We start from the raw sequence: 26,685 nt of genomic DNA, 5'->3' as shown, positions 1-26,685 counted from the left end.
AATCAAGCCCTATTTCACGCCATTGCGGCCCTCTCGCCGCCTTCTCAGACCCTTATGCAAGACAAATACCAGCACCTTGAAGTTGAAGCCGCGGCCCAGGCCCATTGGGGCGCCGCCGACGCCTACCGCGTGACTGAAAACGCGGTCGACGTCAACGGCCAGCCCAAGAAAAAGTTTTACGCCTGCTCCATGCTGCCTTACCCCAGCGGCAAACTGCACATGGGTCACGTGCGCAACTACACCATCAACGACATGCTGACGCGCCAACTGCGCATGCAGGGGTACAACGTGCTGATGCCCATGGGCTGGGATGCCTTTGGCCTGCCCGCAGAAAACGCGGCTTTGAAAAACGGCGTACCGCCGGCGCAGTGGACATTTGAGAACATCGCCTACATGAAGCAGCAGATGCAGGCCATGGGCCTGGCCATCGACTGGAGCCGCGAAGTCGCCACCTGCACCCCCGAGTACTACAAGTGGAACCAGTGGCTGTTCCTGAAGATGCTGGAGAAAGGCATTGCCTACCGCAAGACCCAGATCGTCAACTGGGACCCGGTCGACCTGACCGTGCTGGCCAACGAGCAGGTGATCGACGGCAAGGGCTGGCGTACCGGTGCCGTGGTCGAAAAGCGCGAGATTCCGGGCTACTACCTCAAGATCACGGATTACGCCGAAGAGTTGCTGGCCAACGTGACCGGCGATCGCATGCCGGGCTGGCCTGAGCGCGTCAAGCTGATGCAGGAGAACTGGATCGGCAAGAGCGAGGGTGTGCGTTTCGCCTTCACCCATGACATCAAGGACGCCACCGGTGCCTTGATCGGCGATGGCCGCATGTACGTGTTCACCACCCGCGTCGACACCATCATGGGCGTCACCTTTTGCGCCGTGGCAGCCGAGCACCCGCTGGCCACCCATGCCGCAGCCGGCAACCAAGGCCTGGCGGCGTTTATCCAGGAATGCGCGCACGGCGGCACCACCGAGGCCGAGCTTGCCACGCAGGAAAAGAAGGGCATGGCCACCGGCCTGTTTGTCATCCATCCACTGACCGGCGACAAGGTCGAGGTCTGGGTCGGCAACTACGTGCTGATGAGTTATGGCGACGGCGCCGTGATGGGAGTGCCGGCACACGATGAGCGCGACTTTGCCTTCGCCCTCAAATACGCCTTGCCGATCAAGCCGGTGGTGGCGCTGAACGCCGAGGTCTTCGATGCCACCGTTTGGCACGACTGGTATGCCGAAAAGGGCAACGGCAGTGCCGTCAACTCGGGCAAGTACGACGGCCTGAAATTCAGGGATTGTGTGGATGCCGTGGCTGCCGACCTGGTGGGATTGGGTCTGGGCGAGAAAAAAGTCACCTGGCGCCTGCGCGACTGGGGTGTGAGCCGCCAGCGCTACTGGGGCACGCCCATTCCCATCATCCATTGTCCCGAGCACGGCGCCGTGCCGGTGCCGGTGCAAGACCTGCCGGTGGTCTTGCCGCAGGACTGCATTCCTGACGGTTCGGGCAACCCCTTGCACAAGCACGAAGGTTTCCACGCCGGAGTCACCTGCCCGATCTGCGGCAAGGCGGCGCGGCGCGAGACCGACACCATGGACACTTTTGTCGACAGTTCCTGGTATTTCATGCGCTACTGCGACCCGAAGAACGCCGACGCCATGGTGGCCGACGGTGCCGACTACTGGATGCCGATGGACCAGTACATTGGCGGCATCGAGCACGCCATCCTGCACCTGCTGTATGCGCGCTTCTGGACCAAGGTGATGCGCGACCTGGGTCTGGTCAAGGTTGACGAGCCCTTCACCAAGCTGCTGACCCAGGGCATGGTGCTGAACCACATTTATTCGCGCCGTACCGACAAGGGCGGCAAGGACTACTTCTGGCCGCAGGATGTCGAACACGTGTTTGACGAGGCCGGCAAGGTCACCGGCGCGCGCCTGATCAAGGCGGTGGGCGAGCTGCCCGTGGGCACGGCCATCGACTACGAGGGCGTGGGCACCATGTCCAAGTCCAAGAACAACGGCGTTGATCCGCAGGACCTGATTGAAAAGTACGGCGCTGACACGGCGCGCCTCTACACCATGTTCACCGCGCCACCCGAGGCCACGCTGGAGTGGAACGACGCCGCCGTGGAAGGCAGTTACCGCTTTTTGCGCCGCGTCTGGAACTTTGGCGTCAAGCTGTCGGCCACGCCTGCGAACACCCTCAGCGCCAGCCTGACGTCGGCGGACAGCCTGGCAACGGTGGCCTTTGGCAAGGAGGCCAAGGCCCTGCGCCTGGAGATTCACACGGTGCTCAAACAGGTGGACTACGACTACCAGCGCATGCAGTACAACACCGTGGTCAGCGGCGCCATGAAGATGATCAATGCGCTGGAGGACTTCAAGGCGCTCGACGCGGCAGGCGCTCAGGTCGCACTGGTTGAGGGTTTTGGTATTTTGCTGCGCTGCCTGTACCCGGCCACGCCGCACATTGCCCACAGCCTGTGGTCCGGGCTCGGTTATGCCGGTGCGCTGGGCGATTTGCTCGATGCGCCCTGGCCCCAGGTCGACCCCGATGCCCTGGTGCAGGACGAAATCGAGCTCATGCTGCAGGTCAATGGCAAGTTGCGCGGCGCGATTGTGGTGCCCGCTGGTGCCGACAAGGCCGCCATCGAGCAAGCGGCGCTGGCGCACGAGATGTTTCAAAAGTTCGCCAACGGCGCGCCCCCCAAGAAAGTGATTGTGGTGCCCGGTCGTCTGGTCAATCTGGTGCTGTAAATCATGCTGATGTCCACCCCTACCTCCCTTACGACCGGCACGACCCGTCGTGCCGCACTGCAATGGGCGGGTCTGGCGCTGGCCAGCACCGGCCTGGCAGGCTGTGGCTTTCGCTTGCGTGGCAGCCAGGCCTTTGCCTTTCAGCGCATCGCCATCGGGCCCCAGCCGGGTGGTGCGGTGGCCCAGGAGCTGCGCCGAAGCTTTGGCTCGGCGGTGCAGGTGCTGGCCGCCAATGAACCACTCACGCAAGCGCAACTGGTCTTGACCGTGACCAACGAAGCCCGCGAAAAAGTGGTGGTCGGCGTGAATTCTTCAGGTCAGGTGCGTGAATTGCAGCTGCGCATCCGGGTGCTGTTGCAGCTGCGCACGGCCCAGGGCAAGGGCATCATCGAAGGCGACGAGATCGTTCAGCAGCGCGACATCAGCTACAGTGAGTCCGCTGCGCTGGCCAAGGAAGCCGAGGAAGCGCTGCTGTACCGCGACATGCAGTCCGACATCGTGCAACAAATCCTGCGCCGCCTGGCCGCCATCCAGGCGGGTCAGCTGGACTGACGCGCGCCCATGCAGATCCAGACGGCCACGCTGGCCGCGCACCTGCAAAAAGGCCTGAAAAGCCTCTACACGCTGCATGGTGACGAGCCGCTACTGATCCAGGAGGCGCTGGATGCCATTCGTATGGCCGCCCGCGCCCAGGGTTTTTCCGAGCGCAGTTCCCATACCGTGTCGGGCGCGCATTTCGACTGGAGCGAGGTGCTGGCGGCTGGCGGATCGCTCAGCCTGTTTTCGGACAAACAAATTCTGGAGTTGCGCATTCCGTCCGGTAAACCTGGCAAGGACGGCAGTGTCGCCTTGCAGCAGCTGGCGCAAGCCGCGCAGGGCAACGACAGCGTGCTGACCGTGGTGATCCTGCCGCGGCTGGACCGCGCGACCAAGGCTGCGGCCTGGTTCCTGGCGCTCGAAGCCGGTGTCACGCTCGAGGTCAGTCCGGTGGAGCGCGCTGCGCTGCCGCAGTGGATTGCCCAGCGCCTGGCGGTCCAGGGCCAGCGCGTGGTGGCTGGTGTGGAAGGCCAGCGCACGCTGCAGTTTTTTGCCGACCGGGTCGAGGGCAACCTGCTGGCCGCGCACCAGGAAATCCAGAAGCTGGCGCTGCTGCATCCGGCCGGCGAACTCGGTTTTGAGCAGATCGAGGGCGCGGTGCTCAACGTGGCCCGCTTTGATGTCTTCAAGCTCAGCGAGGCGGTGCTGGCGGGTCAGCCCGCGCGTGTGCAACGCATGCTTGATGGCCTGCAAGCCGAGGGCGAGGCCGAGGTGCTTGTCCACTACACCCTGGCCGAGGACATCCGTGCCCTGAAACGGGTCAAGGACGCCATCAACCGCGGCAGCCCGCTGCCCATGGCCTTGCGCGAACTGCGGGTATGGGGCAACAAGGAGCGCCTGTTCGAGCGCGTCGTGCCACGCCTGAGCGCCGCCACACTGGCAGGATTTTTGCAGGATGCCCACCAGGTCGATGGCGTGGTCAAGGGTCTCAAGCGGCCCGACTGGCCGGCAGCACCCTGGCAGGCCTTGCAACTGCTGGCTTTGCGCCTGTGTCGTGCCTGCGCTACGCAAAAGCCCGTTTCGTCCGCGTGATGCGGCCTGTCAGCGTCGTGTCAACCAACAAGTTCCAAGATGCGCCGTGAATTGGAGCTCCCGTCGGGGGTTTGTTGTTCACATCCAAAGGAGGCAATATGAGAAAGTTTTTGACATTATTGGGCTTAACCCTGTCACTGGGTCTGGCCCAGGCTGCCAGTCCGGCCACCCCGGCCAAGGCGGCCAGTGCGGCAACTCCGGCCACCCCGGCGGTTCCCGCGGCCAAAAGCGCCCAGCAAAACAAGATGAAAACCTGCAACAAGGAAGCCGCTGATAAAAAGCTCAAGGGCGACGAGCGCAAGGTTTTCATGAAGTCCTGTCTCAGCAACAAGGGCTGAAACCTGGTTTCAAGACTTTAAATAAATCGGCACGCAGCCCCCTCGACCCGGAAGGTTCAGGGGGCTTTTATTTTGTCCGGGTTAATCTTCCGCTAATGCTGGCCTGCCAACATTGGCGCCATGACATTCATTTCTGACTTTTCAAATCTGGCGCGGCGACGCCTTGAACTGGTGCCACTGCGCGACGCGGCGGGCCAGCGGGCTGCGACCGACTTCATCCGGCGCCGTTTCAGCCAGGCGCACCGGGCGCAGGTGTCGCACTTCATGCCGCAGCTGTTTGGCTTGCAGTCTGAGGACGGCAGTTTGCACGGTGCCGCGGGGTGCCGTCGGGCCGACAGTGGCCCGCTGTTTCTCGAGCGCTACCTGGATGTCCCGATCGAGCAGGCCATTTTTGAGCGCAGTGGCGTCGAGGTGGCGCGCCATCAGATCGTCGAGGTGGGCAACCTGGCGGCATCAGGGCTGGGCACGGCCCGCACCCTGATCGTCAAGCTGACGCGCCAGTTGGCGCTGCAGGGTTTCCGTTGGGTCACTTTTACCGGCACCCAGGAAGTGCTCAACAGCTTTCACCGACTTGGACTGGCGCCCCAATCCCTGGGGCTGGCCGACCCGGCGCGCATGGGGGAGTCGCTGGCCGAGTGGGGTCGCTACTACGATAGCGCACCCCAAGTGGTGTTTGGTGAGATCTTGCCGGCGCATCGGCAACTCGCTGAAGTGCAGCCGGCCGCAGACTTGTCCCGGTTCCATGCCACCTCACGAGGGCTGCAACATGCGGCCTGAACTCGGCGCCTTCTGGCAAGCCCTGGCGGCCCACGGCAGCCGGGTCGCCTTGTCCAACGGCAGCCGCACGCTGACTTATGCCGAACTGCTGGTTGAGGTTGAGCAACGCACGGCGCAGCTGACCGGGCTCCAGGCGCAGCGCGTGGCGCTGTGTCTGGACAACAGCATCGAATGGGTGCTGTGGGACCTGGCCTTGCTGTTTTCCGAGCGGGTCTGCGTGCCGGTGCCCGACTTTTTTTCTGACCGTCAAAAGGTGCATGTGCTGGACAGCGCTGGCGTTGACACCTTGATCGGCGGGCCCTCGGTCCTGGCCAGCCGTTGCGGCTTTGTCGGCTGCGGCCTGGACATCGCGCAGCGCGCACTGACCGCGGTGCCGGTGCTGCCCGACGGCACCCAAAAAATCACCTACACCTCGGGCACCACCGGCCAGCCCAAGGGCGTTTGCCTGGATGACGGGGTGCAACTTGCCGTGGCCCAAAGTCTGCTGCAGGCCACCGGCGCTTGCGCGTCTGATCGCCATCTGTGTGTGTTGCCGCTGGCCACGCTGCTGGAAAACATTGCCGGCATATACACCCCGCTGCTGGCCGGTGCACGCATTGAGCTGCGGGGCATGACCGACATCGGACTGCAAGGCGCCAGCGGTCTGGACTTGCCGCGTTTGCTGGGTCATGTGTTGACCATCGCGCCAAGCAGCCTGATTCTTGTGCCGCAGTTGCTGATGGCGCTGGTCAGTGCGGCCGAGCGCGGCATGGCCTTACCCCCCAGCCTGCGCTTCGTCGCGGTGGGCGGCGGCCGGGTCGCACCGCAACTGCTGCAGCGTGCCGATGCCCTGGGCTTGCCGGTGTTCGAGGGTTATGGCTTGTCGGAATGTGCCTCGGTGGTCTGCCTCAATACGCCGCAACACCGACGCATCGGGGCCGTGGGGCGACCCTTGCCGCACCTGCAAATCAGTCTGGCGTTGGACGGCGAAGTGCTGGTGCGTGGCGCGCGCATGCTCGGTTACCTGGGGGACGCCGCCCTGAAAAATGACTGGCTGGCCACCGGCGACCTGGGGCATTTCGAAGAAGGTTTTCTGGTGCTGCACGGGCGCAAGAAGCATCAGTTCATTACCGCCTATGGCCGCAACGTGAACCCGGAATGGGTCGAAGCCGAGCTGACGCAGCAAGCCCCCATCGCCCAGGCCTGGGTTCATGGCGAGGCGCTTCCCGGTAACCTTGCGGTGCTCGTGCTGCGTGATGCTGCGCTCAGCGACGCCGAAGTTGCCGCTGTGGTCGCACGGGTGAATGTTGGCCTGCCGGACTATGCCCGGGTGCAGCATTGGCGGCGCGCCGACCACGCTTTCAGCCCGGCCAATGGCTTTGCCACCACCAACGGCCGCTTGCGCCGTACCGCACTCTGGGCGCACTACGAGGGGCAATTTGCCGTCCCACCTGTCACCCATTAACCCCCTGAAATTCATGAAATTTTTCGATCAAATCCAGACCCAATCCACCACGGAACGTGAGTACCTGCTTGCCGCCCCCATCATTGCGCAAGCCATCAGCGGCCAGGTCAGCCTTGAACACTATGTGGCCTTCCTGACCCAGGCCTACCATCACGTCAAGCACACCGTGCCCCTGCTCATGGCCTGCGGTGCACGCTTGCCGAACCGACTCGAATGGCTGCGCGCGGCCGTGGCCGAGTACATCGACGAGGAGTACGGCCACGACGAGTGGATCCTCAACGACATTGCCGCCTGCGGTGCCGATGCCGACGCGGTGCGTCGCAGTCTGCCGGCCCTGCCCACCGAGCTGATGGTGAGCTATGTCTACGACCGCATTGCGCGGCACAACCCGGTCAGCTTCTTTGGCATGGTCAATGTGCTGGAGGGCACCAGCATCGCCCTGGCCACCCGCGCGGCCGGCACGCTTCAGAGCAGCCTGGGGCTGCCGAACAAGGCTTTCAGCTACCTGGCTTCGCATGGCAGCCTCGACCTGGCGCACATCAAGACGTATGAAAACCTGATGAACCAACTTGACCAGGAAGACGACAAGACGGCCGTGCTGCACACGGCACGGGTCGTCTACCGTCTCTATGGCGACATGTTTCGCACGCTGTCCGTGTCACACTGAAAGGCCCTTCATGCAATTGAGTACCTCCCGATTTTTGATGACGGGTGCCAGTGGTGGCATTGGTCAGGCCATGGTGGCGCAGCTTTGCGCTGGTGGCGCCAAGTTACTGCTGGTGGGTCGGCAAAGCGCGGCGTTGCAGGCATTGGCGCAAAAGTTTCCGGGCCAGATTCAGCTGGCTTTTGCCGACCTGCGCGAACGGCAGGGTCGCGACGCCGTGCTGGCGGCGGCCCGCGATTTTGGTGACTTGAATGGCCTGATCAACCTGGCCGGGGTCAACCAGTTCGCCCTGCTTGAACACCAGGACGACGAGGCCATCGCCGACATGGTGGCGCTCAATGTCACGGCCACCCTGCAACTGACCCGCCGCGTGTTGCCGTTGCTGCGGCAGCAAGCGAACGCCTTGCTCGTCAACGTGGGTTCCACCTTTGGCTCGATCGGCTATCCGGGCTTTGCCGCGTATTGCGCCACCAAGTTTGCGCTGCGGGGCTTTACCGAGGCCTTGCGCCGCGAGTTGGCCGACACGCACGTGAAGGTGCTTTATGTGGCACCGCGCGCCACCCAGACCAGCATGAACGCCGCGGCAGTGGTCGAACTCAACCGCCAGCTCAAGGTCAGCATGGACGACCCGCAGGCGGTGGCACGCCAGATTGTGCGGGCCATTGAGTGCGAGCGCGAAGAGCTGTACCTCGGCTGGCCCGAGAAACTTTTCGTGCGTCTCAACAGCCTGTTGCCGCGCATGGTCGATCAGGCGCTGCGCAAGCAGTTGCCGCTGATCCAGCGCTTCGCCCGTATCAAACCCTAAGCTCAAGGAAACCATCATGAAATTAAGCCACCGTCTTCTTCTGTCCCTGTTCGCCCTGGGCAGCCTGCCAGCGCTGGCGCTCAGTGACGCCAGCCGCAGCAGGCTCGAACACATCCAGAGCCGCTGGGCCGAGGTCAACTACCAGCTCCCGGCCAAACAGCGCGAAAGCGCCTTTGCCGACCTGGCGCAACTGGCGGCCAGTGCCGTGAGCGCCGAGCCCGCGGCCGCCGAACTGCGGGTCTGGCACGGCATTGTGCTGGGCACCTATGCGGGCGCCAAGGGGGGCTTGGGCGCGCTCGATCTGGTCAAGCAGGCCAAAGCCGAGCTGGAGCAGGCCATCACGCTGGATGCCAAGGTGCTTGGCGGGTCGGCCTACACCAGTCTGGGCAGCCTGTACTACCAGGTGCCGGGTTGGCCACTGGGCTTTGGTGACGACGCCAAGGCCGAGGCCCTGCTCAAGCAGGCACTCGCGCTCAATCCCAACGGCATCGACCCCAATTATTTCTATGGCGACTTTCTGTTGCGCCAGAAGCGGTATAAAGAGGCCAAGATCTTCCTGGATAACACCCTGACCGCAGCCGACCGGCCCGGCCGGGCCATTGCCGATGAAGGTCGTCGCGCCGAAACTCGCGCACTGCTCAAGGTGGTTCAGGAAAAGCTCTAAAGTCCCTTCATAGAACGGAATCGCATGCGCATTTTGCTGGTGGAAGATGATGTCGCCCTGGGCGAGGGCATCCGCATCGCCCTCAAGCCCGAGGGCTACACCGTGGACTGGCTGCAGGACGGCGTGAGCGCCTTGCACGCCTTGACGCACGAGAGCTTCGATCTGGCGGTGCTTGACCTCGGACTGCCCCGCATGGAAGGTCTGGAGGTGCTCAAGGCGCTGCGTTCTGCGCACAATCCGATTCCGGTGCTGGTGCTCACCGCGCGTGACAGCACCAGCGACCGCATTGCCGGACTCGACGCCGGCGCCGACGATTACCTGGTCAAACCCTTTGATGTGGACGAACTTCAGGCCCGCATGCGGGCCCTGTTGCGGCGCAGCTTTCAGCGCTCCCAGCCGCTCATCGTCCATGGCGAGGTCAGCCTGGACCCGGCCAGCCACGAGGTGTCTTATCAAGGGCAGCCGGTGGTGTTGCAACGCAAGGAGTACCTGCTGCTGCACCAGATGCTGTGCCAGCCGGGCAAGGTGCACACGCGTGACAAGCTGGTGCAGGTGCTTTACGGCTGGGACGAGGAGGTGGAGAGCAATGCGCTGGATGTGCACATTCACCACCTGCGCAAGAAGCTGCATCCCGACCTGATTCGCACGGTGCGCGGCGTGGGCTACATCGTGGACAAGGCGCCATGAACTCGATCCGCCGGCGCACCTTGTTGCTGGTGCTGGGCTTGCTGGGGCTGACCCTGTCGCTCATTTCCTATTGGAGCTACAGCGACGCCCGCCATGAAGTCGAAGAAGTGTTCGACGCCGAGTTGCTGCAAACCGCGCGGCTGGTGGCTGGCTTGGTGGGGCGCGACATGCCCAGTGCAGAACGTCAAGCATTGCAGGCCACCCTGGACGAGGCCATCAGTGGCCAGGACACGGTGGGCCTGGCGGGGGTTGAAGCACACCAGTACGAAGGCAAACTGGGTTTGCTGGTGATGGACGGGCAGGGTGCTGCGCTGCTGCATTCGGCCAGTTCACCGGTGAGCGCTTTTGACCAGTTGCCGCTGGCGCAATTCAGGGCGGTAGCGCCCCCCCTTTCGGCCGCAGGTGCCGCGGTGCCGACCCTGGCTGGCGTTTCAGCGGGCTTTCATGATGCCGAGCTGAGCCAGCATGCCTGGCGCCTGTTTTTGCTGCACGACCGCGCCGATGACCTCTGGATCCTGGTGGGTGAGCGCGCCGACGTGCGCGGCGAGCTGGCGGCCAAAATTGCGCTGCGCAGCCTGGTGCCCGACCTGTTGGGCCTGCCGCTGGTGGCGCTGCTGGTGTGGCTGGCCGTGGGCTGGGGCCTGAGCCCGTTGGAAAGCATGGTGCGCTTGCTGAAATCTCGGGCACCCGACAGCCTGTCGCCGCTGGTGGTGGGGCCGGTGCCCATTGAACTGGAGGCCATGGTGGCATCCATCAACCGCCTGATGGTGCAGGCCAACGAATTGCTGGCCCGGGAACGGCGCTTCCTGGCTTACGCCGCGCACGAGTTGCGCACACCGCTCACGGTGCTGCGCATCCAGGCCCATAACGCGGCCCATGCACCCGATGCTGCCGACCGCGGTGTGGCCCTGAAACAGCTCGACAGCAGTGTGTTGCGCGCCACCCGCGTGGTGGAACAACTGCTGACGCTGGCGCGCTTGGAGCCCGGCGCGGCCGAACTGGACCTGCAGCCCATCAACATGCTGGTACGGGTACGCGAACAACTCGCCGAATTGACGCCGCTGGCGCTGGGGCGCCAGCAGGAGCTGACGCTGGAGGCGTCCGGACAGGACGATTGGCAGTTGCTGGTTGACGCGCACTGCCTGGATGTGCTGCTGCAGAACCTGGTCAGCAATGCTGTTCAGCACACGCCCGAGGGCGGTCAGGTGGTGGTGTGCCTGCAAGCCGAGCCCGATGCGGTGACCCTGTGCGTGCAAGACAGCGGACCCGGCGTGCCGGCCGAGCAGCGCAGCCAGGTCTTCGAGCCTTTCTTTCGTCAGGGACCGGCACAGGGGGCCGGGCTTGGCCTGGCCATTGTGGCGCGCATTGTTGAGTTGCACGCGGCACGCATCACCCTGGGTGACAGCCCGCAGGGTGGCTTGCAGGTCTGTGTGCGCTGGCCCAGAGGGCGCACCGTGGCGCCTTGACGGGCCAGGCTTCAGCGGTGCGACAGCCAGAAACCGGGGCGGGCGTACTGTTCTTTCAGGTAGTCCACCCACAGCCGAACCCGCAGTGGCAAATGCTTGCGCTGTGGAAACACGGCATAAATACCGTTGGGTGGCGCGGCAAAATCTTCCAGCACCGCAACCAATGCACCCGAGGCAATCTCGGCCTGCACTTCCCAGGTGCTGCGCCAGGCGATGCCGTAGCCGGCCAGACACCAGTTGAACAGTACCTCGCCATCGGAGCAACTGAGCGGACCACCGGGTTTGAGGTGGACCACCTCCGGGCCGCTTTTCTGTGGCACGGAAAAAGCCCAGCCCCGGTTTTGCGAGGCTTCGCTGGACAGCGTCAGACAGTCAAAGCGGGTCAGGTCATGCGGATGCTGCGGCGTGCCGTGGCGTTTGAGGTAGCCGGGGGTGGCCACGCACAGGCGGCGGTTGTCGGCCAGGCACACGCTCACCAGCGACGAGTCGGGCATTTCGCCGACACGCACGGCACAGTCAAAACCTTCGCCTGCCAGATCCGTCACGCGGTCGCTCAGGTTCAGGGAAATGCTCACCTCCGGGTGGTCCTCGCGAAAGCGCGGCACCAGCGGCGCCACATGGCGGCGGCCAAAACCGGCCGGCGCGGTCAGGCTCAAATGGCCGTTGGCCTTGAGGCCGCCCGCCGAGACACTGGCCTCGGCATTGGCCAAGTCGGCCAGCAGACGCTGGCAGTCTTCCAGAAAGGCGCCGCCCTCATGCGTCAGACTGACACGCCGGGTGGTGCGCACCAGCAGCTTGACGCCCAGGCGTTCTTCCAGCGCATCGAGCCGACGGCCGATGATGGCCGGCGCCACGCCTTCAGCCTTGGCGGCTGCCGTCAGGCCGCCGCGCGTTGCCACGGCCACAAAGGTTTCGAGTTGTTTGAGCTTGCTCATGGTTTTGTGCGGGCGCTGCAAGGGCACCATCGCAGATGCCGTATGTTAACGGGCATCCTGTAAGAGCGGCGCTCTGTAGGGAGCGGCGCCCTCGCCGCGATTGAACCCCAATAGCCATCAGCCCGAGGGCGGGCCTCCCAAGGGTTGTCAGGCGTAACGCTTGCTGCGCAGGTTGTTCTTCATTTGACGCAGCAGCGGCTGCAGTTTGTCGCTGCCAATGCGCAGCGCCATGCAGGTGGCCAGGATGTCGATGATCATCAGGTGCAGCAGGCGCGACACCATCGGGCTATAGCGGTCATAACCCTCGGGGTGGTCGGCCACCACGTGGATGTCGCCCGCCGAAGCGAGCGGCGAGCCACTGGTGGTGATGACGATGGTGGTGGCGCCGTTCTTGCGCGCGATGTCACAGGCGTCCATCAGGTCGCGCGTGCGCCCCGAGTTGGAGATCACCAGCACACAGTCGCCCGGCTGCAGCAGCGAGGCGCTCATCACCTGCATGTGGCCGTCGCTGTAAGCCACGCCGTTGATGCCGAGCCGGAAAAACTTGTGCTGCGCATCCTGCGCCACGACACCCGAGTTGCCCACCCCGAAAAACTCGATGCGGCGACCCGCGTGGTAGGCCTTCAGCAGGGCATTGACCGCCTTTTCAATGGCGCTGGCCGAGGCGTCGTTGCGGTATTTCAGGAAAGCCGCCACGGTGTTGTCGATGACCTTGACCATGACATCGCTGGTCTTGTCGTCGACGTCCACACTGCGGTGGATGAAGGGCACGCCTTCGCTCACGCTGCCAGCCAGCTTGAGCTTGAAGTCGCTCAGGCCGTCATAGCCCACGCTGCGGCAAAAACGCACCACGGTCGGTTTGCTCACATGGGCCCGGTCGGCCAGTTCACTCACCGGCAGCAGGGCAAAGCTGCGCGGGTCGCTCAGCACCAGCTTGGCCACGCGCTGTTCGGCGGGCGCCAGCGAGGGCAGGCAGGCCTTGATTCTGTCTAGCATTCTTCGCTCCAGCAAAAACCGTCGCGGGCAATCATGGCACTGGTGGCGCTGGGTCCCCAGGTGCCGGCGGCGTAGGGGCGCGGACCGAGGGCATCGGCCTGCCAGTGGGTCAGCATGGGCTCGACCCAGCGCCAGGCTTCTTCCTGCTCGTCGCTGCGCACAAACAGGTTCAGGCGTCCGTCGATCACGTCGAGCAACAAGCGCTCGTAGGCGCCCACGCGCTCGCCACCAAAACGCTTGTCAAAGTCGAGGTCCAGTTGCACCGGTGCCAGCGTGTTGGAGGTCTTGCGGTTGTCCTGGCCCTGAGCCAGCAGGTGCAGCTCCAGCCCGTCCTTGGGTTGCAGGTTGATCACCAGCCGGTTGGCCAGGTCGATTTGCGAGTTGAAAATGGCGTGCGGTGTGGGCCTGAAGTTGACCACGATGCGCGCATCGCGTCCGGCCAGGCGTTTGCCGGTGCGAATGTAAAACGGCACGCCAGCCCAGCGCCAGTTCGATATTTCCGTGCGCAGCGCGACAAAGGTCTCGGTGTGGCTGGCCGGACTGACACCGAGTTCTTCGCGGTAGCCGGGCACCGCCACGCCGCCGATGGCGCCAGCACCGTACTGGCCGCGAATCACATCCTGCGCCAGGGTCTCGGGGGTCCAGGGTTTCAGCGATCGCAACACCTTGAGCTTTTCGTCGCGAATGGCATCGGCGTGCGAGTTGATCGGCGGCTCCATGCCGATGGCGCACAGCAGTTGCAGCGCGTGGTTTTGCACCATGTCGCGCAACGCGCCGGTGGTCTCGTAAAAGGCCCCGCGCTTTTCCACGCCCAGTTCTTCGGCAATGGTGATCTGGATGTTGGCAATGTGCTCACGCCGCCACAAGGGCTCGAACAGCGCGTTGCCAAAGCGCAGCGCAAACAGGTTTTGCACGGCAGGCTTGCCCAGGTAGTGGTCAATGCGAAAGACCTGGTTTTCGCTGAACACCTGGCGCACGCTGTGGTTGATGGCGCGGTTGCTGGCGAGGTCGTGGCCCAGCGGTTTTTCCAGCACCACGCGGGTCTGCGGCGTGTTCAGCCCCGCCGCAGCCAGTTGCTCGACGATGGTGGTGAACAGCGTGGGCGCGGTGGCCAGGTACATCACCACGGTGTCGGCCGGGCGCTGCGCCAGCTTGGTCGCCAGGTAGGCGTAGTGCGCGGGTTGGGACAGGTCCATGCTGACAAATTCGAGCAATTGGGAAAAGCGTTCGAACTCGGCTGGGCTCGGCCGTTTGGCCAGGTCCACCTGGTCAAAGCGGCTCAGGATGAGTGCCCGGTAACGCTCGTCACTGAGGTCGTCACGGCCGACACCGATGATGCGGGCGCCGTCCGGCAGCGTGCCGTGCTTGAAGGCCTGGAACAGTGCGGGCATCAATTTGCGCCAGGACAGGTCGCCGGTACCACCAAAAAGGACAAGGTCAAAACTCATGTGAAAAATCAGACGTGGGTTGAGGGATGGGTGCGAAAATTGACACCGTAATGTAACTTAGTTTCATCAATTTCATAAAATCATGTAACCGTTCGGTACCGTCGCAGCCATTTGTCACCGGATAATGCGCAGATGAACCAACTCGACGCCCTCAAACAATTCACCACCGTGGTCGCTGACACCGGCGACTTCCGGCAAATTGAAGCCTTCCAGCCCACGGACGCCACCACCAACCCGTCGCTGATCCTGAAAGCGGTGCAAAAGCCCGAGTACCGCTCGCTGCTGGATGAGACCGTGGCCCAGTACCGTGGCCGTGCCCTCGACGAGGTCACCGACCGGCTGCTGGTGCGTTTTGGCTGCGAGATTTTGTCGCTCATTCCGGGGCGGGTCTCCACCGAGGTCGACGCCCGTTTGAGCTTTGATGCCAGCGCCACCTACACCCGCGCCGAACGGCTGATCGAGCTGTACCAAGCGCAGGGCATTCACATCGACCGCGTGTTGATCAAGGTGGCCGCCACCTGGGAAGGCATCCAGGCGGCGAGTCGGCTGGAGCAGCGCGGCATCCACACCAACCTGACCTTGCTCTTTTCGTTCTGTCAGGCCGTGGCTTGCGGCCAGGCCAAAGTGCAATTGATCTCGCCCTTTGTCGGGCGCATCTACGACTGGTACAAAAAGTCTGCCGGTGCGACCTGGGTCGAAGCCGACCATGCCGGCGCCAATGATCCCGGCGTCCAGTCGGTGACGCAAATCTTCAACTATTACAAAAAACATGGCGTCGCCACCGAGGTCATGGGCGCAAGCTTTCGCAACGTCGGCCAGATCACGGCGTTGGCAGGCTGCGACCTGCTGACCATCAGCCCGGACTTGCTGGCCCAGTTGGCGGACAGCAAGGCACCGCTTTCCCGCGCGCTCGACGCCCAAGCCGCCCAGGCGCTCGACCTGCCGCGTGTGAACTACGACGAAGCCGGTTTCCGTTTTGCCTTGAACCAGGATGCCATGGGCACCGAAAAGCTGGCCGAGGGTATTCGCGCGTTTTGTGCCGATGCCGGCAAGCTCGATCAGATGTTGCTGGCTGCATGAGGCCAGCCATAAAGAGACCCGGCTTTTAACCCATGAGGTGATGAATGAACCGTACCCGTTGTGACCGCACCCCTGCCTGGGGCCAACTGCAGGCCGCGTTTGAGGCCACTGGCCGTAGCTTCGATGTGCGCCAGGCGTTTGCCGCGGACCCCGCACGTTTCGAGGCCTTCAGCCAAAGCGCGCCCCATGTTTTTGCGGACCTGTCCAAAAATCGGATCGACGCAGAAGCTGAAGCCCTGTTGCTGGATCTGGCGCAGCAGACCGGGCTGATCGCCCACCGCGATGCCATGTTTTCCGGGGAAGCCATCAACAACACCGAGCAGCGCGCCGTGATGCATTGGCTGCTGAGAACGCCGCCGCTGGACCCCGCCATGCCGGCGCAGTCGGTGCACCGGCACATGGCCGAGACGCTGCACGAGGTGCACACCACGCTCGATGCCATGCTGGCGTTTGCAGAAAAGGTGCGCGCCGATGAAGCCATCACCGACATCGTCAACATCGGCATTGGCGGCTCCGACCTGGGGCCGCAAATGGCAGTGCTGGCGCTCGATGAATTTGTGCTGCCGGGCAAACGTTTCCACTTTGTCTCGAATGTGGATGGCCACGAGCTCAATGCCGTGCTCAAAAAGCTCAAGCCTGAGAGCACGCTGTTTTTGGTAGCCAGCAAAACCTTCACCACCATCGAGACCATGACCAACGCGCAATCGGCCAAGCGCTGGTTCGAGGCGCATGGCGGCACCGACATCGCCCGGCATTTTGCCGCGCTCACCACCCATGTGGCGGCCGCCCGGGCCTTCGGCATCAGCACCACCTTCGGCTTTTGGGACTGGGTGGGCGGGCGTTATTCGATGTGGTCGGCCATCGGCCTGCCGCTGGCGATTGCCATTGGCGCCCAGGGCTTCAAGGAATTTTTGGCGGGTGCCCACGCCATGGACGAGCACTTCCGCAACGCACCGCTGGCGCACAACCTGCCGGTGCGCCTGGGCCTGCTCGACGTCTGGTACCGCAACTTTCACGGTTTTTCGAGCCGCTCGGTGGCGCCTTACCACAGCGCGCTCAAGCGTTACCCGGCCTACCTGCAGCAGCTGGAAATGGAGAGCAATGGCAAGCGGGTTGATGCCAGCGGCGAAGCCTTGCCCTACGGCACCTCACCAGTGATCTGGGGCGAGCCCGGCACCAACGGCCAGCACGCCTATTTTCAGATGTTGCACCAGGGCACGGACGTGGTGCCGGTGGAGTTTGTCGCGGTCAAGCAGGCCAAGCACATGCTGCCCGGTCACCACACGCTGCTGCTGGCCAACGTGTTGGCGCAGGCGCAGGCGCTGATGCTGGGCAAGACCGACGACGGCGGGCACAAGCATTTCACCGGCAATCGCCCCAGCACCTTGTTGCTGCTCGATGAACTGAAGCCCGCCAGCCTGGGCGCCCTGATCGCCTTGCAGGAGCACCGCGTCTTTGTCAGCGGCGCGGTCTGGGGCATCAACAGCTTTGACCAGTGGGGTGTGGAACTCGGCAAGGTGCTGGCCAAAGAGGTCGAAGTGCGTTTGAAAAGTGGTAACACCCAGGGATTGGACGGTTCCACAGCCGGTTTGCTGGCGCGTCTGCGGGCCTGATTGATGCGTTCACCCGTTCATAACGTGGTGTTTGACTTTGGCGCCGTGCTGTTCACCTGGCAGCCGGGCGTGTTGATCAAGACCCACTTTCCCGAGCACGCGGCCACGCCTGAAAATACGCTTGCACTGGCGCAGGCGGTGTTTGGACACGCCGATTGGCACAATTTTGACCGTGGCGTGCTGTCGGTGGATGCTGTGAGCCAACGCACGGCGGCGCGTCTTGGGCTGCATGAGCCCGCGCTGCTGGCTTTGGTTGAAGGCATTGCCGAGCACTTGCGCCCGATCCACGACAGCGTGGCTTTGCTGGCCGAGTTGCGCGACTTGCGCCAGCGGCAGCCCGCGCTGCGCCTGTATTATTTGTCCAACATGCCAACCCCCTATGCGCGGGTGCTGGAGCGAAAGCACGCATTCCTGGATTGGTTTGATGGCGGCATTTTTTCGGGTGATGTGCAGCGCATCAAGCCCGAGGCCGAGATCTACGCGCTGCTTGAGAGCCGCTATGCGCTGGAGCCAAGTCACACGCTCTTCATCGATGACCTGGCGGCCAATGTGGCGTGCGCCGAAGCACGCGGCTGGCGTGGCATTCGGTTCGAGTCTGCAGACCAACTGCGGGCAGAACTGCTGCCCTACATCACGCACCACCCGCTGGCGTAAAAAAACCCCGCAGGGTTCGCGCCCTGCGGGGTTTTTGATTTGGAGGCTTGGTAGCCAGCCGGGCTGTTACATGCCCATGCCGCCCATACCACCCATGCCGCCCATGTCGCCGCCACCCATGCCGCCGCCAGCTGCGTCGTCTTTTGGCGACTCAGCCACCATGCACTCGGTGGTCAACATCAGGGACGCCACAGACGCTGCGTTTTGCAGTGCGGTGCGGGTCACTTTGGTGGGGTCCAGGATACCCATTTCGATCATGTCGCCATAGGTGTCGTTGGCAGCGTTGAAGCCGTAGTTGCCCTTGCCAGCCATGACAGCGTTCACCACCACAGAGGCTTCGCCACCGGCGTTGTAAACGATCTCGCGCAGCGGCGCTTCGATGGCTTTCAGCACCAGGGCAATGCCGTGGTCTTGGTCGGCGTTGTCGCCCTTGATGACACCAGCGGTTTGCTTGGCGCGCAACAGCGCCACGCCACCACCAGCCACAATGCCTTCTTCCACAGCAGCGCGGGTGGCGTGCAGGGCGTCTTCAACACGGGCTTTCTTCTCTTTCATTTCGACTTCGGTGGCAGCGCCCACCTTGATCACGGCAACACCGCCGGCCAGCTTGGCCACGCGCTCTTGCAGTTTTTCGCGGTCGTAGTCGCTGGTGGCTTCTTCGATTTGCACGCGCACTTGTTTCACGCGGGCTTCGATGTCAGCCGCCGGGCCGGCACCGTCGATGATGATGGTGTTTTCCTTGCCCACTTCGATGCGCTTGGCAGAACCCAAATCAGCCAAAGTCACCTTTTCCAGGGTCAGGCCAACTTCTTCAGCAATGACCTTGCCGCCGGTCAGGATGGCGATGTCTTCCAGCATGGCCTTGCGACGGTCGCCAAAGCCTGGGGCCTTGACTGCCACGACTTTCAGAATGCCACGGATGGTGTTCACCACCAAAGTTGCCAGGGCTTCGCCATCGACATCTTCGGCAATGATCAGCAGCGGACGGCCCGACTTGGCGACTTGCTCCAGCGTGGGCAGCAGGTCACGGATGTTGCTGATCTTCTTGTCAAACAACAACACAAACGGGTTGTCCAGCAGGGCTGACTGCTTTTCCGGGTTGTTGATGAAGTAGGGTGACAGGTAGCCACGGTCGAACTGCATGCCTTCAACCACGTCGAGTTCGGATTCGAGTGACTTGCCGTCTTCGACGGTGATCACGCCTTCTTTGCCCACTTTGTCCATGGCATCGGCAATGATCTTGCCAATGGTCTCATCCGAGTTGGCCGAGATCGAGCCAACTTGAGCGATTTCCTTGTAGGTGGTGGTGGCCTTGGAGGCTTTCTTCAACTCGCCGATCAACACGGTCACAGCCTTGTCGATGCCGCGCTTCAGGTCCATCGGGTTCATGCCGGCGGCCACATACTTCATGCCTTCGCGCACGATGGCTTGTGCCAGCACGGTGGCGGTGGTGGTGCCGTCGCCAGCGATGTCAGAAGTCTTGGAAGCAACTTCCTTGACCATCTGCGCACCCATGTTTTGCAGCTTGTCTTTGAGTTCGATTTCCTTGGCCACGGACACACCGTCCTTGGTCACGGTGGGGGCGCCGAACGAGCGCTCCAACACCACGTTACGACCTTTGGGGCCCAGCGTGACCTTGACCGCATTGGCCAAAATGTTCACGCCTTCAACCATACGAGCGCGGGCTTCGCCGCCGAAAATTACGTCTTTTGCTGCCATGTGTATTCTCCGAATTCAGTTAATTAATTACTTCTCGACAACTGCGAACAGGTCGTCTTCTTTCATGACGAGCAACTCGTCGCCATCGACCTTGACGGTCTGGCCGCTGTACTTGCCAAACAACACGCGGTCACCGACCTTGACAGCCATCGGGCTGACTTCGCCCTTGTCGTTCTTTTTGCCTGGGCCAACGGCCAGTACTTCGCCTTGATCAGGCTTTTCTGCAGCGCTGTCAGGAATGACGATGCCGGAAGCGGTGCGAGTTTCGTTTTCAACGCGTTTGACAATCACGCGGTCGTGCAGGGGACGAAGTTTCATGGGGACTCCTATAAAGTTTGAAACAAGGGTTAACAAAAAAGTCACCACAATCAGCATTCTGGTGACTAATAACTGTCTGAGCGAATGCCAACCAAGTTGTTAGCACTCATCTCTTTCGAGTGCTAATGATAAGGCCGTTTGCCAAACTTTCAAGAGTTGGGGGCTTAATTTTGTGTTTTCCAGCGCATCCTGGCTTGCAGATCTGAATTGTTCTACCATGCAATGAACAAGCAAAAGGTACGGTCATGACTGATTTCCGCTTTGGACGCAATGTCAAGCCCAACGACCGTCCGGCGGTTTGCTGGTACCACCCGGCCGTGCTGTTGCTGGCGGCGCGCGACGTGTTGTCGTCGCTCAACCAGTTCCGAAACCGCGACGAACGTGAAAATTTTCCCCTGCCGTTGACGGTCATTGACCGCAGCCAGCGCCCAGCTGAGCTGGGTGACTTCTGGTTTGACTTCATTGCCGACACCGGTGATGGCGGCAACGCCACCTACGCCGTGGCACACACCGTGCTGGCGGACCAGGTGGTGGCTGAAGGTGGGCAAGTGCTGCCGCGCGGCGAGCTGTTGGTGCTGGGGGGTGACCTGGCTTACCCCAGTGCCAGCACGCTGGACTACCGTTACCGCTTTACCGAGCTGTTCGAGGCAGCCTTGCCCGACGAAGCCAGCTACAACGAGGCCGGCACGGCGCTGGTACGCGGCCAGCCGTTCACCCTGGCGGCGCTGCCGCAAAACCACGACTGGATGGACTCGGCCTCGACCTTTGGGCGCTATTTTTTGCGCAGCAAAAACTCCAGTGCCTTGCTGGCCGCCGAGATTCCGCAACAGCAATCGTATTTTTGCGTGCGTCTGCCGCAAGGCTGGTGGCTGCTGGGCCTGGACTTTTCCCTGCATGATGACATCGACCGTGACCAGTACGAGCAATTCAAGAGTCTGGCCTCACCGCAGGGCTTGCAGCCCGAGGTGAACGGCCAGCCGGTCACCCAGCGCATCGGTCCCGAAGACCGCGTGATTCTGCTTTACCCCGAGCCCATCTGGACCACGCCGGTGGCGGCTGGTGTGCACCCGGGTGGTGCCAAACGCTACCAGCTGCTCGAAGGCCTGTTGCAGTCGCGCATTGCCGTGCGCCTGCGCAAAGCCGGCCATTCAGCAAGGTCAACGGCGCTGACTACCCGCCCATCAGCCAGAGTCGCAAGCTGGCACTGGTCCCGCCCGTGGGCGAGGCGGGCAGCGCCCTGGTTTGGCTGCTGGGCTTGCTGACCGGCGGGGCGGTGCTGGGCACGTTCATTTTTGGTGCCTACCTGGCGCTGATGTCGCGCCTCGGTTTTCTGGCCACCAACGGCTTTTCCGCGTTGGCGCTGCAGGACTTCAAAGGCTTCTTGCGCTTTCGCATCGGCGCTGATGGCGCCCTGCAGGCTTATTTTGTGGCCATTGACCAGGTCCCCAAGGTCTGGGCCATGAATGAAAAGCCGCAACCGGTCTGGGTGCCCACCGACCGGCCCCTGGCCAGCCGGGTGCACGACCAGTTTGTCATCCGGAAATAATTTGGCAAATCAGGCACACTCTGGCACCTGACCACATGAAAACTCCTGAACATGCTCTACGCCACCCTTAAAACCCTGCACCTGCTGGCCATCATTGTCTGGATCGGCGGCATGGTGTTTGCCCATTTCTTTTTGCGCCCGGTGCTGGGCAATTTTGAGCCAGCCGTGCGGGTGCACCTGATGCACGCGGTACTCGGCCGGTTTTTCAGCGCCGTGTTGTCTGCCATTGCCATCACGCTGGTCACCGGGGTATGGATGATTGGCAACGTGGCCAAACAGGTGGTGCAGGCCGGCTCGCGATTCAGCATGCCGCTGGAGTGGACGGTCATGGCCGCGCTGGGCATTTTGATGATGCTGATCTTCGGCCACATTCGCTTTATGCTCTACAAGCGCCTGAGCCGCGCGGCCCAGGCCGCTGACTGGCCTGCGGGTGCGGCCGCGCTGGGGAAAATCCGCTTCTGGGTGTTGCTAAACCTGGGCTTGGGCGTGCTGATTGTGCTGGTGACCCTGCTGGGCATTCCGCGCTAAGGTTGTTGGTGAATCCTGACGCACACCATTTGTGGCGCGCGCCGCGCTGGGCGCTGGCGGTGCTGCTGGCCACGCTCGGCATGCTCGGGCCGTTTTCCATCGACACCTACATCCCGGCGTTTGCCGGCATTGCCAGTTCGCTTGACGCCACGCCCCTGCAGATGCAGCAAACGCTGTCGGCCTACCTGTTTGGTTTTGCCTTCATGAGCCTGTTTCATGGCGCCCTGTCTGACAGCGTGGGGCGCCGGCCGGTGGTGCTGTGGGGGTTGGCGGCGTTCACCCTGGCCTCGGTGGGCTGCGCGCTGTCGCAAAGCATTGGGCAACTGGTGTTTTTCCGGGCGGTGCAGGGCCTCACCACCGGTGCCGGCATTGTGGTGTCGCGTGCCGTGGTGCGCGACATGTTCCCGCCGGCGCAGGCGCAACGCGTCATGAGCCAGATCACCATTTATTTTGGCGTGGCCCCTGCGGTGGCTCCCATGATGGGTGGCGTGCTGTTTGCGCTGCTGGGCTGGCACAGCGTGTTCTGGTTTTTGGCGCTGGTGGGTGTGGCGCTGTGGACGGCCAATTACAAACTGCTGCCCGAAACCCTGCACATTACACAACGCCAGCCGCTCAATGTCCGCAACCTGCTGCAGGGATACTGGAAGCTGGGGCTGGACCCGCGTTTTGTGCTGCTGGCCTTTGCCAGTGGCGTGCCCTTCAATGGCATGTTTCTGTATGTGCTGTCGGCGCCGGTGTTCCTGGGTGAGCACCTGGCTCTGGCACCCACTCAATTCTTCTGGTTTTTTGTGCTCACCATCAGTGGCATCATGGGTGGCGCCTGGGTTAGCGGCCGCATGGCGGGGCGCCGGGCCCCCAAGCAGCAAATCAAGTACGGGTTTTTGATCATGCTCGGCATGGCGCTTGTCAACCTGCTGGCCAATACCTTGTTCAGCGCGCATGTGTCCTGGGCGATGCTGCCGATCGCCTTGTTTGCCTTCGGTTGGGCCATGATGGTGCCGGTCATTACGTTGCTGGTGCTCGACCTGCACCCCGAGCGGCGTGGCATGGCGTCGAGCCTGCAGGCCTTCATTGGCGCCAGTGCCAACGGCCTGGTGGCCGGTGTGATCGCCCCGCTGGTGATGCACTCCACCGTGGGCCTGGCCGCCACGTCGCTGGCCATGCTGTCGGTGGGCCTGCTGGCCTGGCTGTGGCTGCACCGCCGCTGGCCAGAGATTGGCCGGTTCATAGAGCATCCGGAGGGCACCACTTAAGTCAGGGTGAAGACGGGCCGCTGGCCGCGAACGCAGCAGCCGTCACCAAGTCAAGCGCACCGTGCGGGCAAAGCGATTACCGCGTAAAACGACGCCCACGTGACGCAGTTCAAGCCGCCAGGCGCTGCACCTTGGGCAGGCCGGTCTGGCGAACCTGCCACAGGTCAAACGCTTGCTGCAGGCTCAGCCAGAATTCAGCACTGGTCTGGAACGCAGCAGCCAGCCGACAGGCCATTTCCGCGCTCACGCCGGCTTTGCCGTTGAGAAGTTTTGAAAAAGTTTGGCGCGAAACACCAAGGCGCAGCGCGACTTCTGTCACGGACATCTCAACAGGCAAATATTCGCGCAATACTTCACCTGGATGAGGGGGGTTATGCGGGGTCGTCATGGCGTGATGAAAGCCGGGGAATGTGGAGTCAAAAAAACTGCTTGGAAAAATTGGCCACCGCTATCGCAATCAGGGCGCCCATCATCCAGTTCAATAAATTCAAATCTGCTTTGATGGGGGAGATCTGCAAGTTGCAGATCTTTTTTTGTCACCAATTCTGACTCGTCAATGGCAGCGCGCATCGCCTCCGTCAAACCCTCAGCCTGCTTTTCCTCAAAGCCGGCCTCTTGCAACTTGCGGACGAATTTATGCGTGTCGAAGGTGATCCATGTCATGACTTGAAGCTTAACATTCGACCGCGCATTTGGGTCAATTGGTGCCGATTAAACCCCCTGACGTGTTGTTTAGGCGGGGTTTCAGGCTTTAGCCGTCAGCGGACTTCCATCAGCGTTGGAAAACCGTGTCGTCAATACAGGCCCTTAGCCCGGATGCAGCGCGACGGAATCCGGAAATGCAACAAGATCACCGCATGGCCATCCTGGCGTTATGGCATTAAAAAACCCCGCCGGGTTGCCCAGGCGGGGTTTTAAGGTTTTAACCGTCAGCTGACTTGCGTCAGCGTTGGATTAGAACAGGTGGCGAACGCCAGCTGCCGTAGTAGAAGCCTTTGTTGTCGTCGCGCCGTTAGCAGTTTCAACTTTTGTCGATTCGAAACCTGCGTACAGTGTTGTACGCTTTGACAAGTTGTAGGTGCCGACCAAGCTGTAACCGCTGCCATCGTTGTTGTTGCCAGGCGCTTCGCTACTAGAGTTGCTGTAACCCAATGCAACTGCAGCTGCACCAAAAGGTACGCTCACACCCACTTGGTATTCTTTGTCTTCCATTGTACCTTTGTCAGCCAAGTTGTAGCCCGCATTCAGCTTTGCGACACCGAAGTCGTACGAGCCTGCCACCAACGTGTTTTTGACATCATCAGCAACCGCCACTGTTTTGTCAACTTGGTGGGCAATGCCAACAACCAAAGGACCAGCTGCGTATTTCAAATACACACTGGTGTTTCTGGATGCACTATCCGTAGCAGTTTTGTCTTCACCCAGACCAATTGTCAATGCACCACTAAATCCACCGAAGACCGGCGAAACATACCCAATGCCATTGTTCACGCGACTAACGTAGGGAGCCACACCTGTTTTCCACACGTCACCGGTTGTTGCCAAATTGCTGTTGTACATGTTATTGGTCGCGCCGTAGAACGAGTCATACGCAGGGTATTGACGACCCAAAGTTACGGTACCAAAACCGCCGGTCAGGCCAACGTTGGCTTCACGCTCAAACATAGTACCTGTAGAGGCACCGGTGTCTAAAGCAAAACCGGCCTCCATTTTAAAATTAGCTGTCAATCCACCGCCCAAATCCTCAGTACCTTTGAGACCCCAAAAAGTCGTATTCAGGTTACTGTGATCAACAGCAGTTTGCCTAAGCTTTGCAACGGCACCAACGCCAGTTTTTTCTGTAGTTTTTTGACCAATGCTGGCGTCAAGACGGCCGTACAAAGTCACGGAAGATTGAGCCATTGCGGCGCCGGAAGCAGCCAACACTGCCAATGCGATCAGGGATTTTTTCATTTCAAATTTCTCCAAGGTTAAACATGGGGCTCCGAAACCAACTTGTTTCAGAACCCAGAGCCAACCTCCTTTTGCAGGAAGTTGATGCTATTGAAACAGATGCCTGGCGCTTTAGGTCTTTCGGAGCCTAAGAAACTGACCCGGCTTGGTGCATCTGTTGTGATTCGACAACAAATTATTCCTGGTGAGAAAAGGTGTTGGGGTTCGTGAGCCCAATAAAAAAACTCCGCCGGGTTACCCTGACGGAGTTTGGGGGTTTAACCTTTAGCTGACTTGCGCCAGCGTTGGATTAGAACGTGTGCTTGACGCCGATGGCGTAAATTGTGGCCTTGCCTTCAACATTGAGAGCCACGGTGTCATCAGTTACACCACCGTTACCAGTGGTGCGATTCAAGCCAGCGTAAGCAGTCGTGCGCTTGGACAAGCTGTAAGCCACTGCAACACCAAAGCTCTTGAGCGTACCTTCAGCACCAGGCACTGTGAGTTTCGTACGGGCATAACCACCAGACAGTGTCATCGCTGCAGACAGTGGCACATCAGCGCCGATTTCGTACTCGGTAACCCGTGCGTCACCTTCGGTCACGCGGCCATAAGTGCCCAGCAGCTTGGCAACGCCCAGGTCGTAGGAGCCAGCCAAGCGGGTTGCTTTAGCGTCATAAGCTGGTGCAACTTCAGACTTTTCCTTGGCGTAACCAATGCCAACAGCCAATGGGCCATTCTCATACTTGCCGCTGATGGAGTAGATGCTGTCCGCACTGTGCTTGGGACCAGTTGTTGGCAGGTCTTTGTTCTCGCCCAAAGACATGCTCACAGCACCGCTGAAGCCGCCGAAGTTGGGCGTGGCGTACTTGATGGTGTTGCTATAGGCATTGGCAAATGCTGTTGATACAAACACATTGTTGATAGGTGCCAAATCCGAGTCAAAGGTCGAAGCGGCCAAAGCGCTCACATCGTCAAATGCGTTGTAAGCTTTGCCCAATTGCACTTCACCGAAGCCGCCAGAGAAACCAACCCAAGCTTGACGGTTAAAACCAGCAGAGTCGCTCTTGCCGGTATCAATGCTGAAACCTTGTTCCAGTTGGAAGTTGGCTTTCAGACCGCCACCCAGGTCTTCGGAACCCTTGAAGCCAAAGCGGCTATTGCTCACGCCACCGTCTTGCAGAACGGTTTGCGAAGGATCCTTGAAGGTAACGCCACCAACGGTAACTTCGCTGCGGGTGCTGCCAAACCAGATGTCAGCAACACCATACAGGGTCACGGAAGATTGGGCCATTGCGGCGCCGGAAGCTGCGAGCACTGCCAAGGCAATAAGACTTTTTTTCATGAAAACTCCTTAAGTTAAAAAATCAAAACGCGCTTGAGAGCTTGTTTTGAGGCGACGAACTAATCATCACAAGATTTATTTCACCATGAA

The 26,685-nt window shown here is 61.5% G+C and carries 27 protein-coding genes; 18 read left to right on the top strand and 9 right to left on the bottom strand.

The annotated features are described in order from the left end of the window. Positions 1-54 precede the first annotated feature (54 nt). From leuS to Q7U49_RS09915, 11 genes are all read left to right on the top strand, one after another. Positions 55-2,754 (top strand): leucine--tRNA ligase, encoded by a 2,700-nt coding sequence (leuS, locus tag Q7U49_RS09965; RefSeq protein WP_304764114.1) that lies wholly within the window; start codon positions 55-57, stop codon positions 2,752-2,754. A 9-nt stretch (positions 2,755-2,763) separates the two neighbouring features. Further along, positions 2,764-3,306, top strand: coding sequence for an LPS assembly lipoprotein LptE (gene lptE / locus Q7U49_RS09960; protein WP_304764113.1), 543 nt, complete (start codon positions 2,764-2,766; stop codon positions 3,304-3,306). Positions 3,307-3,315: 9 nt separating this feature from the next. Beyond that, positions 3,316-4,383: a DNA polymerase III subunit delta gene (gene holA / locus Q7U49_RS09955; RefSeq protein WP_304764112.1), complete on the top strand. Its 1,068-nt coding sequence runs from the start codon at positions 3,316-3,318 to the stop codon at positions 4,381-4,383. 98 nt (positions 4,384-4,481) lie between these two features. Next, positions 4,482-4,721 carry a PsiF family protein gene (locus Q7U49_RS09950; RefSeq protein ID WP_322306537.1) on the top strand — a complete coding sequence of 80 codons (240 nt, stop codon included), beginning with the start codon at positions 4,482-4,484 and terminating at the stop codon, positions 4,719-4,721. 120 nt (positions 4,722-4,841) lie between these two features. Beyond that, the gene (locus Q7U49_RS09945) at positions 4,842-5,498 is read left to right on the top strand and encodes a thermostable hemolysin (protein ID WP_304764111.1); all 657 of its coding nucleotides are present in this window, start codon (positions 4,842-4,844) and stop codon (positions 5,496-5,498) included. Continuing rightward, a complete protein-coding gene (locus Q7U49_RS09940; protein WP_304764110.1) occupies positions 5,488-6,942 on the top strand; it encodes an AMP-binding protein in 1,455 nt (484 codons plus the stop codon). Before Q7U49_RS09945 ends, Q7U49_RS09940 begins: the two co-directional genes overlap by 11 nt. A 13-nt stretch (positions 6,943-6,955) precedes the next feature. Continuing rightward, positions 6,956-7,609 carry a TenA family transcriptional regulator gene (locus Q7U49_RS09935; protein WP_304764109.1) on the top strand — a complete coding sequence of 218 codons (654 nt, stop codon included), beginning with the start codon at positions 6,956-6,958 and terminating at the stop codon, positions 7,607-7,609. Between the two features lie 10 nt (positions 7,610-7,619). Further along, positions 7,620-8,411, top strand: coding sequence for an SDR family oxidoreductase (locus Q7U49_RS09930; RefSeq protein ID WP_304764108.1), 792 nt, complete (start codon positions 7,620-7,622; stop codon positions 8,409-8,411). Between the two features lie 16 nt (positions 8,412-8,427). After that, complete coding sequence (locus Q7U49_RS09925) at positions 8,428-9,075, top strand: tetratricopeptide repeat protein (RefSeq protein WP_304764107.1); 648 nt, start codon at positions 8,428-8,430, stop codon at positions 9,073-9,075. Between the two features lie 24 nt (positions 9,076-9,099). After that, on the top strand, positions 9,100-9,762 hold the full coding sequence (locus tag Q7U49_RS09920; RefSeq protein ID WP_304764106.1) for a response regulator transcription factor: 663 nt from the start codon (positions 9,100-9,102) through the stop codon (positions 9,760-9,762). Then, a complete protein-coding gene (locus tag Q7U49_RS09915; RefSeq protein WP_304764105.1) occupies positions 9,759-11,228 on the top strand; it encodes a HAMP domain-containing sensor histidine kinase in 1,470 nt (489 codons plus the stop codon). Before Q7U49_RS09920 ends, Q7U49_RS09915 begins: the two co-directional genes overlap by 4 nt. An 11-nt stretch (positions 11,229-11,239) precedes the next feature. Here Q7U49_RS09915 and Q7U49_RS09910 read toward each other — a convergent pair whose 3' ends face one another. The 3 genes from Q7U49_RS09910 to zwf form a co-directional block, all read right to left on the bottom strand. Further along, positions 11,240-12,163: a LysR family transcriptional regulator gene (locus tag Q7U49_RS09910; protein ID WP_304764192.1), complete on the bottom strand. Its 924-nt coding sequence runs from the start codon at positions 12,161-12,163 to the stop codon at positions 11,240-11,242. A 147-nt stretch (positions 12,164-12,310) separates the two neighbouring features. After that, complete coding sequence (locus tag Q7U49_RS09905; protein ID WP_304764104.1) at positions 12,311-13,159, bottom strand: MurR/RpiR family transcriptional regulator; 849 nt, start codon at positions 13,157-13,159, stop codon at positions 12,311-12,313. Then, entirely contained in the window at positions 13,153-14,607 is a 1,455-nt protein-coding gene (zwf, locus tag Q7U49_RS09900; RefSeq protein ID WP_304764103.1) for a glucose-6-phosphate dehydrogenase, read from the bottom strand. Before zwf ends, Q7U49_RS09905 begins: the two co-directional genes overlap by 7 nt. Before the next feature lie 132 nt (positions 14,608-14,739). Between zwf and tal the strand changes: the two genes are divergently transcribed. Genes tal through Q7U49_RS09885 form a run of 3 tightly spaced genes read left to right on the top strand, consistent with a single transcriptional unit; the run spans position 14,740 to position 17,954 of the window. Further along, complete coding sequence (gene tal / locus Q7U49_RS09895) at positions 14,740-15,687, top strand: transaldolase (RefSeq protein WP_304764102.1); 948 nt, start codon at positions 14,740-14,742, stop codon at positions 15,685-15,687. Between the two features lie 44 nt (positions 15,688-15,731). Further along, on the top strand, positions 15,732-17,300 hold the full coding sequence (gene pgi / locus Q7U49_RS09890; protein WP_304764101.1) for a glucose-6-phosphate isomerase: 1,569 nt from the start codon (positions 15,732-15,734) through the stop codon (positions 17,298-17,300). Positions 17,301-17,303: 3 nt separating this feature from the next. Continuing rightward, positions 17,304-17,954 (top strand): HAD family phosphatase, encoded by a 651-nt coding sequence (locus Q7U49_RS09885; RefSeq protein ID WP_304764100.1) that lies wholly within the window; start codon positions 17,304-17,306, stop codon positions 17,952-17,954. A 66-nt stretch (positions 17,955-18,020) separates the two neighbouring features. Here the strand turns inward: Q7U49_RS09885 and groL are convergent, their stop codons facing one another. Both groL and groES read right to left on the bottom strand, forming a co-directional pair. Beyond that, a complete protein-coding gene (gene groL, locus Q7U49_RS09880) occupies positions 18,021-19,673 on the bottom strand; it encodes a chaperonin GroEL (RefSeq protein WP_304764099.1) in 1,653 nt (550 codons plus the stop codon). Between the two features lie 27 nt (positions 19,674-19,700). After that, on the bottom strand, positions 19,701-19,991 hold the full coding sequence (groES, locus tag Q7U49_RS09875) for a co-chaperone GroES (protein ID WP_296159662.1): 291 nt from the start codon (positions 19,989-19,991) through the stop codon (positions 19,701-19,703). 245 nt (positions 19,992-20,236) lie between these two features. Here groES and Q7U49_RS09870 point away from each other — a divergent pair, with 245 nt between their 5' ends. The 4 genes from Q7U49_RS09870 to Q7U49_RS09855 are packed head-to-tail and all read left to right on the top strand — an operon-like array spanning position 20,237 to position 23,318. After that, on the top strand, positions 20,237-21,253 hold the full coding sequence (locus Q7U49_RS09870) for a hypothetical protein (RefSeq protein ID WP_304764098.1): 1,017 nt from the start codon (positions 20,237-20,239) through the stop codon (positions 21,251-21,253). Continuing rightward, the gene (locus Q7U49_RS09865) at positions 21,208-21,537 is read left to right on the top strand and encodes a hypothetical protein (RefSeq protein WP_304764097.1); all 330 of its coding nucleotides are present in this window, start codon (positions 21,208-21,210) and stop codon (positions 21,535-21,537) included. The genes Q7U49_RS09870 and Q7U49_RS09865 overlap by 46 nt, the downstream gene beginning before the upstream one ends. Before the next feature lie 51 nt (positions 21,538-21,588). Beyond that, complete coding sequence (locus tag Q7U49_RS09860; RefSeq protein ID WP_304764096.1) at positions 21,589-22,065, top strand: CopD family protein; 477 nt, start codon at positions 21,589-21,591, stop codon at positions 22,063-22,065. Between the two features lie 8 nt (positions 22,066-22,073). Continuing rightward, positions 22,074-23,318 carry a multidrug effflux MFS transporter gene (locus Q7U49_RS09855; protein WP_304764095.1) on the top strand — a complete coding sequence of 415 codons (1,245 nt, stop codon included), beginning with the start codon at positions 22,074-22,076 and terminating at the stop codon, positions 23,316-23,318. 109 nt (positions 23,319-23,427) lie between these two features. Here the strand turns inward: Q7U49_RS09855 and Q7U49_RS09850 are convergent, their stop codons facing one another. The 4 genes from Q7U49_RS09850 to Q7U49_RS09835 form a co-directional block, all read right to left on the bottom strand. After that, a complete protein-coding gene (locus Q7U49_RS09850; protein ID WP_304764094.1) occupies positions 23,428-23,706 on the bottom strand; it encodes a HigA family addiction module antitoxin in 279 nt (92 codons plus the stop codon). Then, complete coding sequence (locus Q7U49_RS09845; RefSeq protein WP_304764093.1) at positions 23,703-23,981, bottom strand: coiled-coil domain-containing protein; 279 nt, start codon at positions 23,979-23,981, stop codon at positions 23,703-23,705. The genes Q7U49_RS09850 and Q7U49_RS09845 overlap by 4 nt, the downstream gene beginning before the upstream one ends. Before the next feature lie 291 nt (positions 23,982-24,272). After that, entirely contained in the window at positions 24,273-25,271 is a 999-nt protein-coding gene (locus tag Q7U49_RS09840) for a porin (RefSeq protein WP_304764092.1), read from the bottom strand. 289 nt (positions 25,272-25,560) lie between these two features. Beyond that, a complete protein-coding gene (locus tag Q7U49_RS09835) occupies positions 25,561-26,595 on the bottom strand; it encodes a porin (RefSeq protein WP_304764091.1) in 1,035 nt (344 codons plus the stop codon). Positions 26,596-26,685: the final 90 nt, after the last annotated feature.

Source organism: Rhodoferax sp., assembly GCF_030653815.1.
Lineage (GTDB): Bacteria > Pseudomonadota > Gammaproteobacteria > Burkholderiales > Burkholderiaceae_C > Rhodoferax.
The sequence above is the reverse complement of the archived record's forward strand: the minus strand, read 5'-3'. Positions and strand labels throughout refer to the sequence as shown.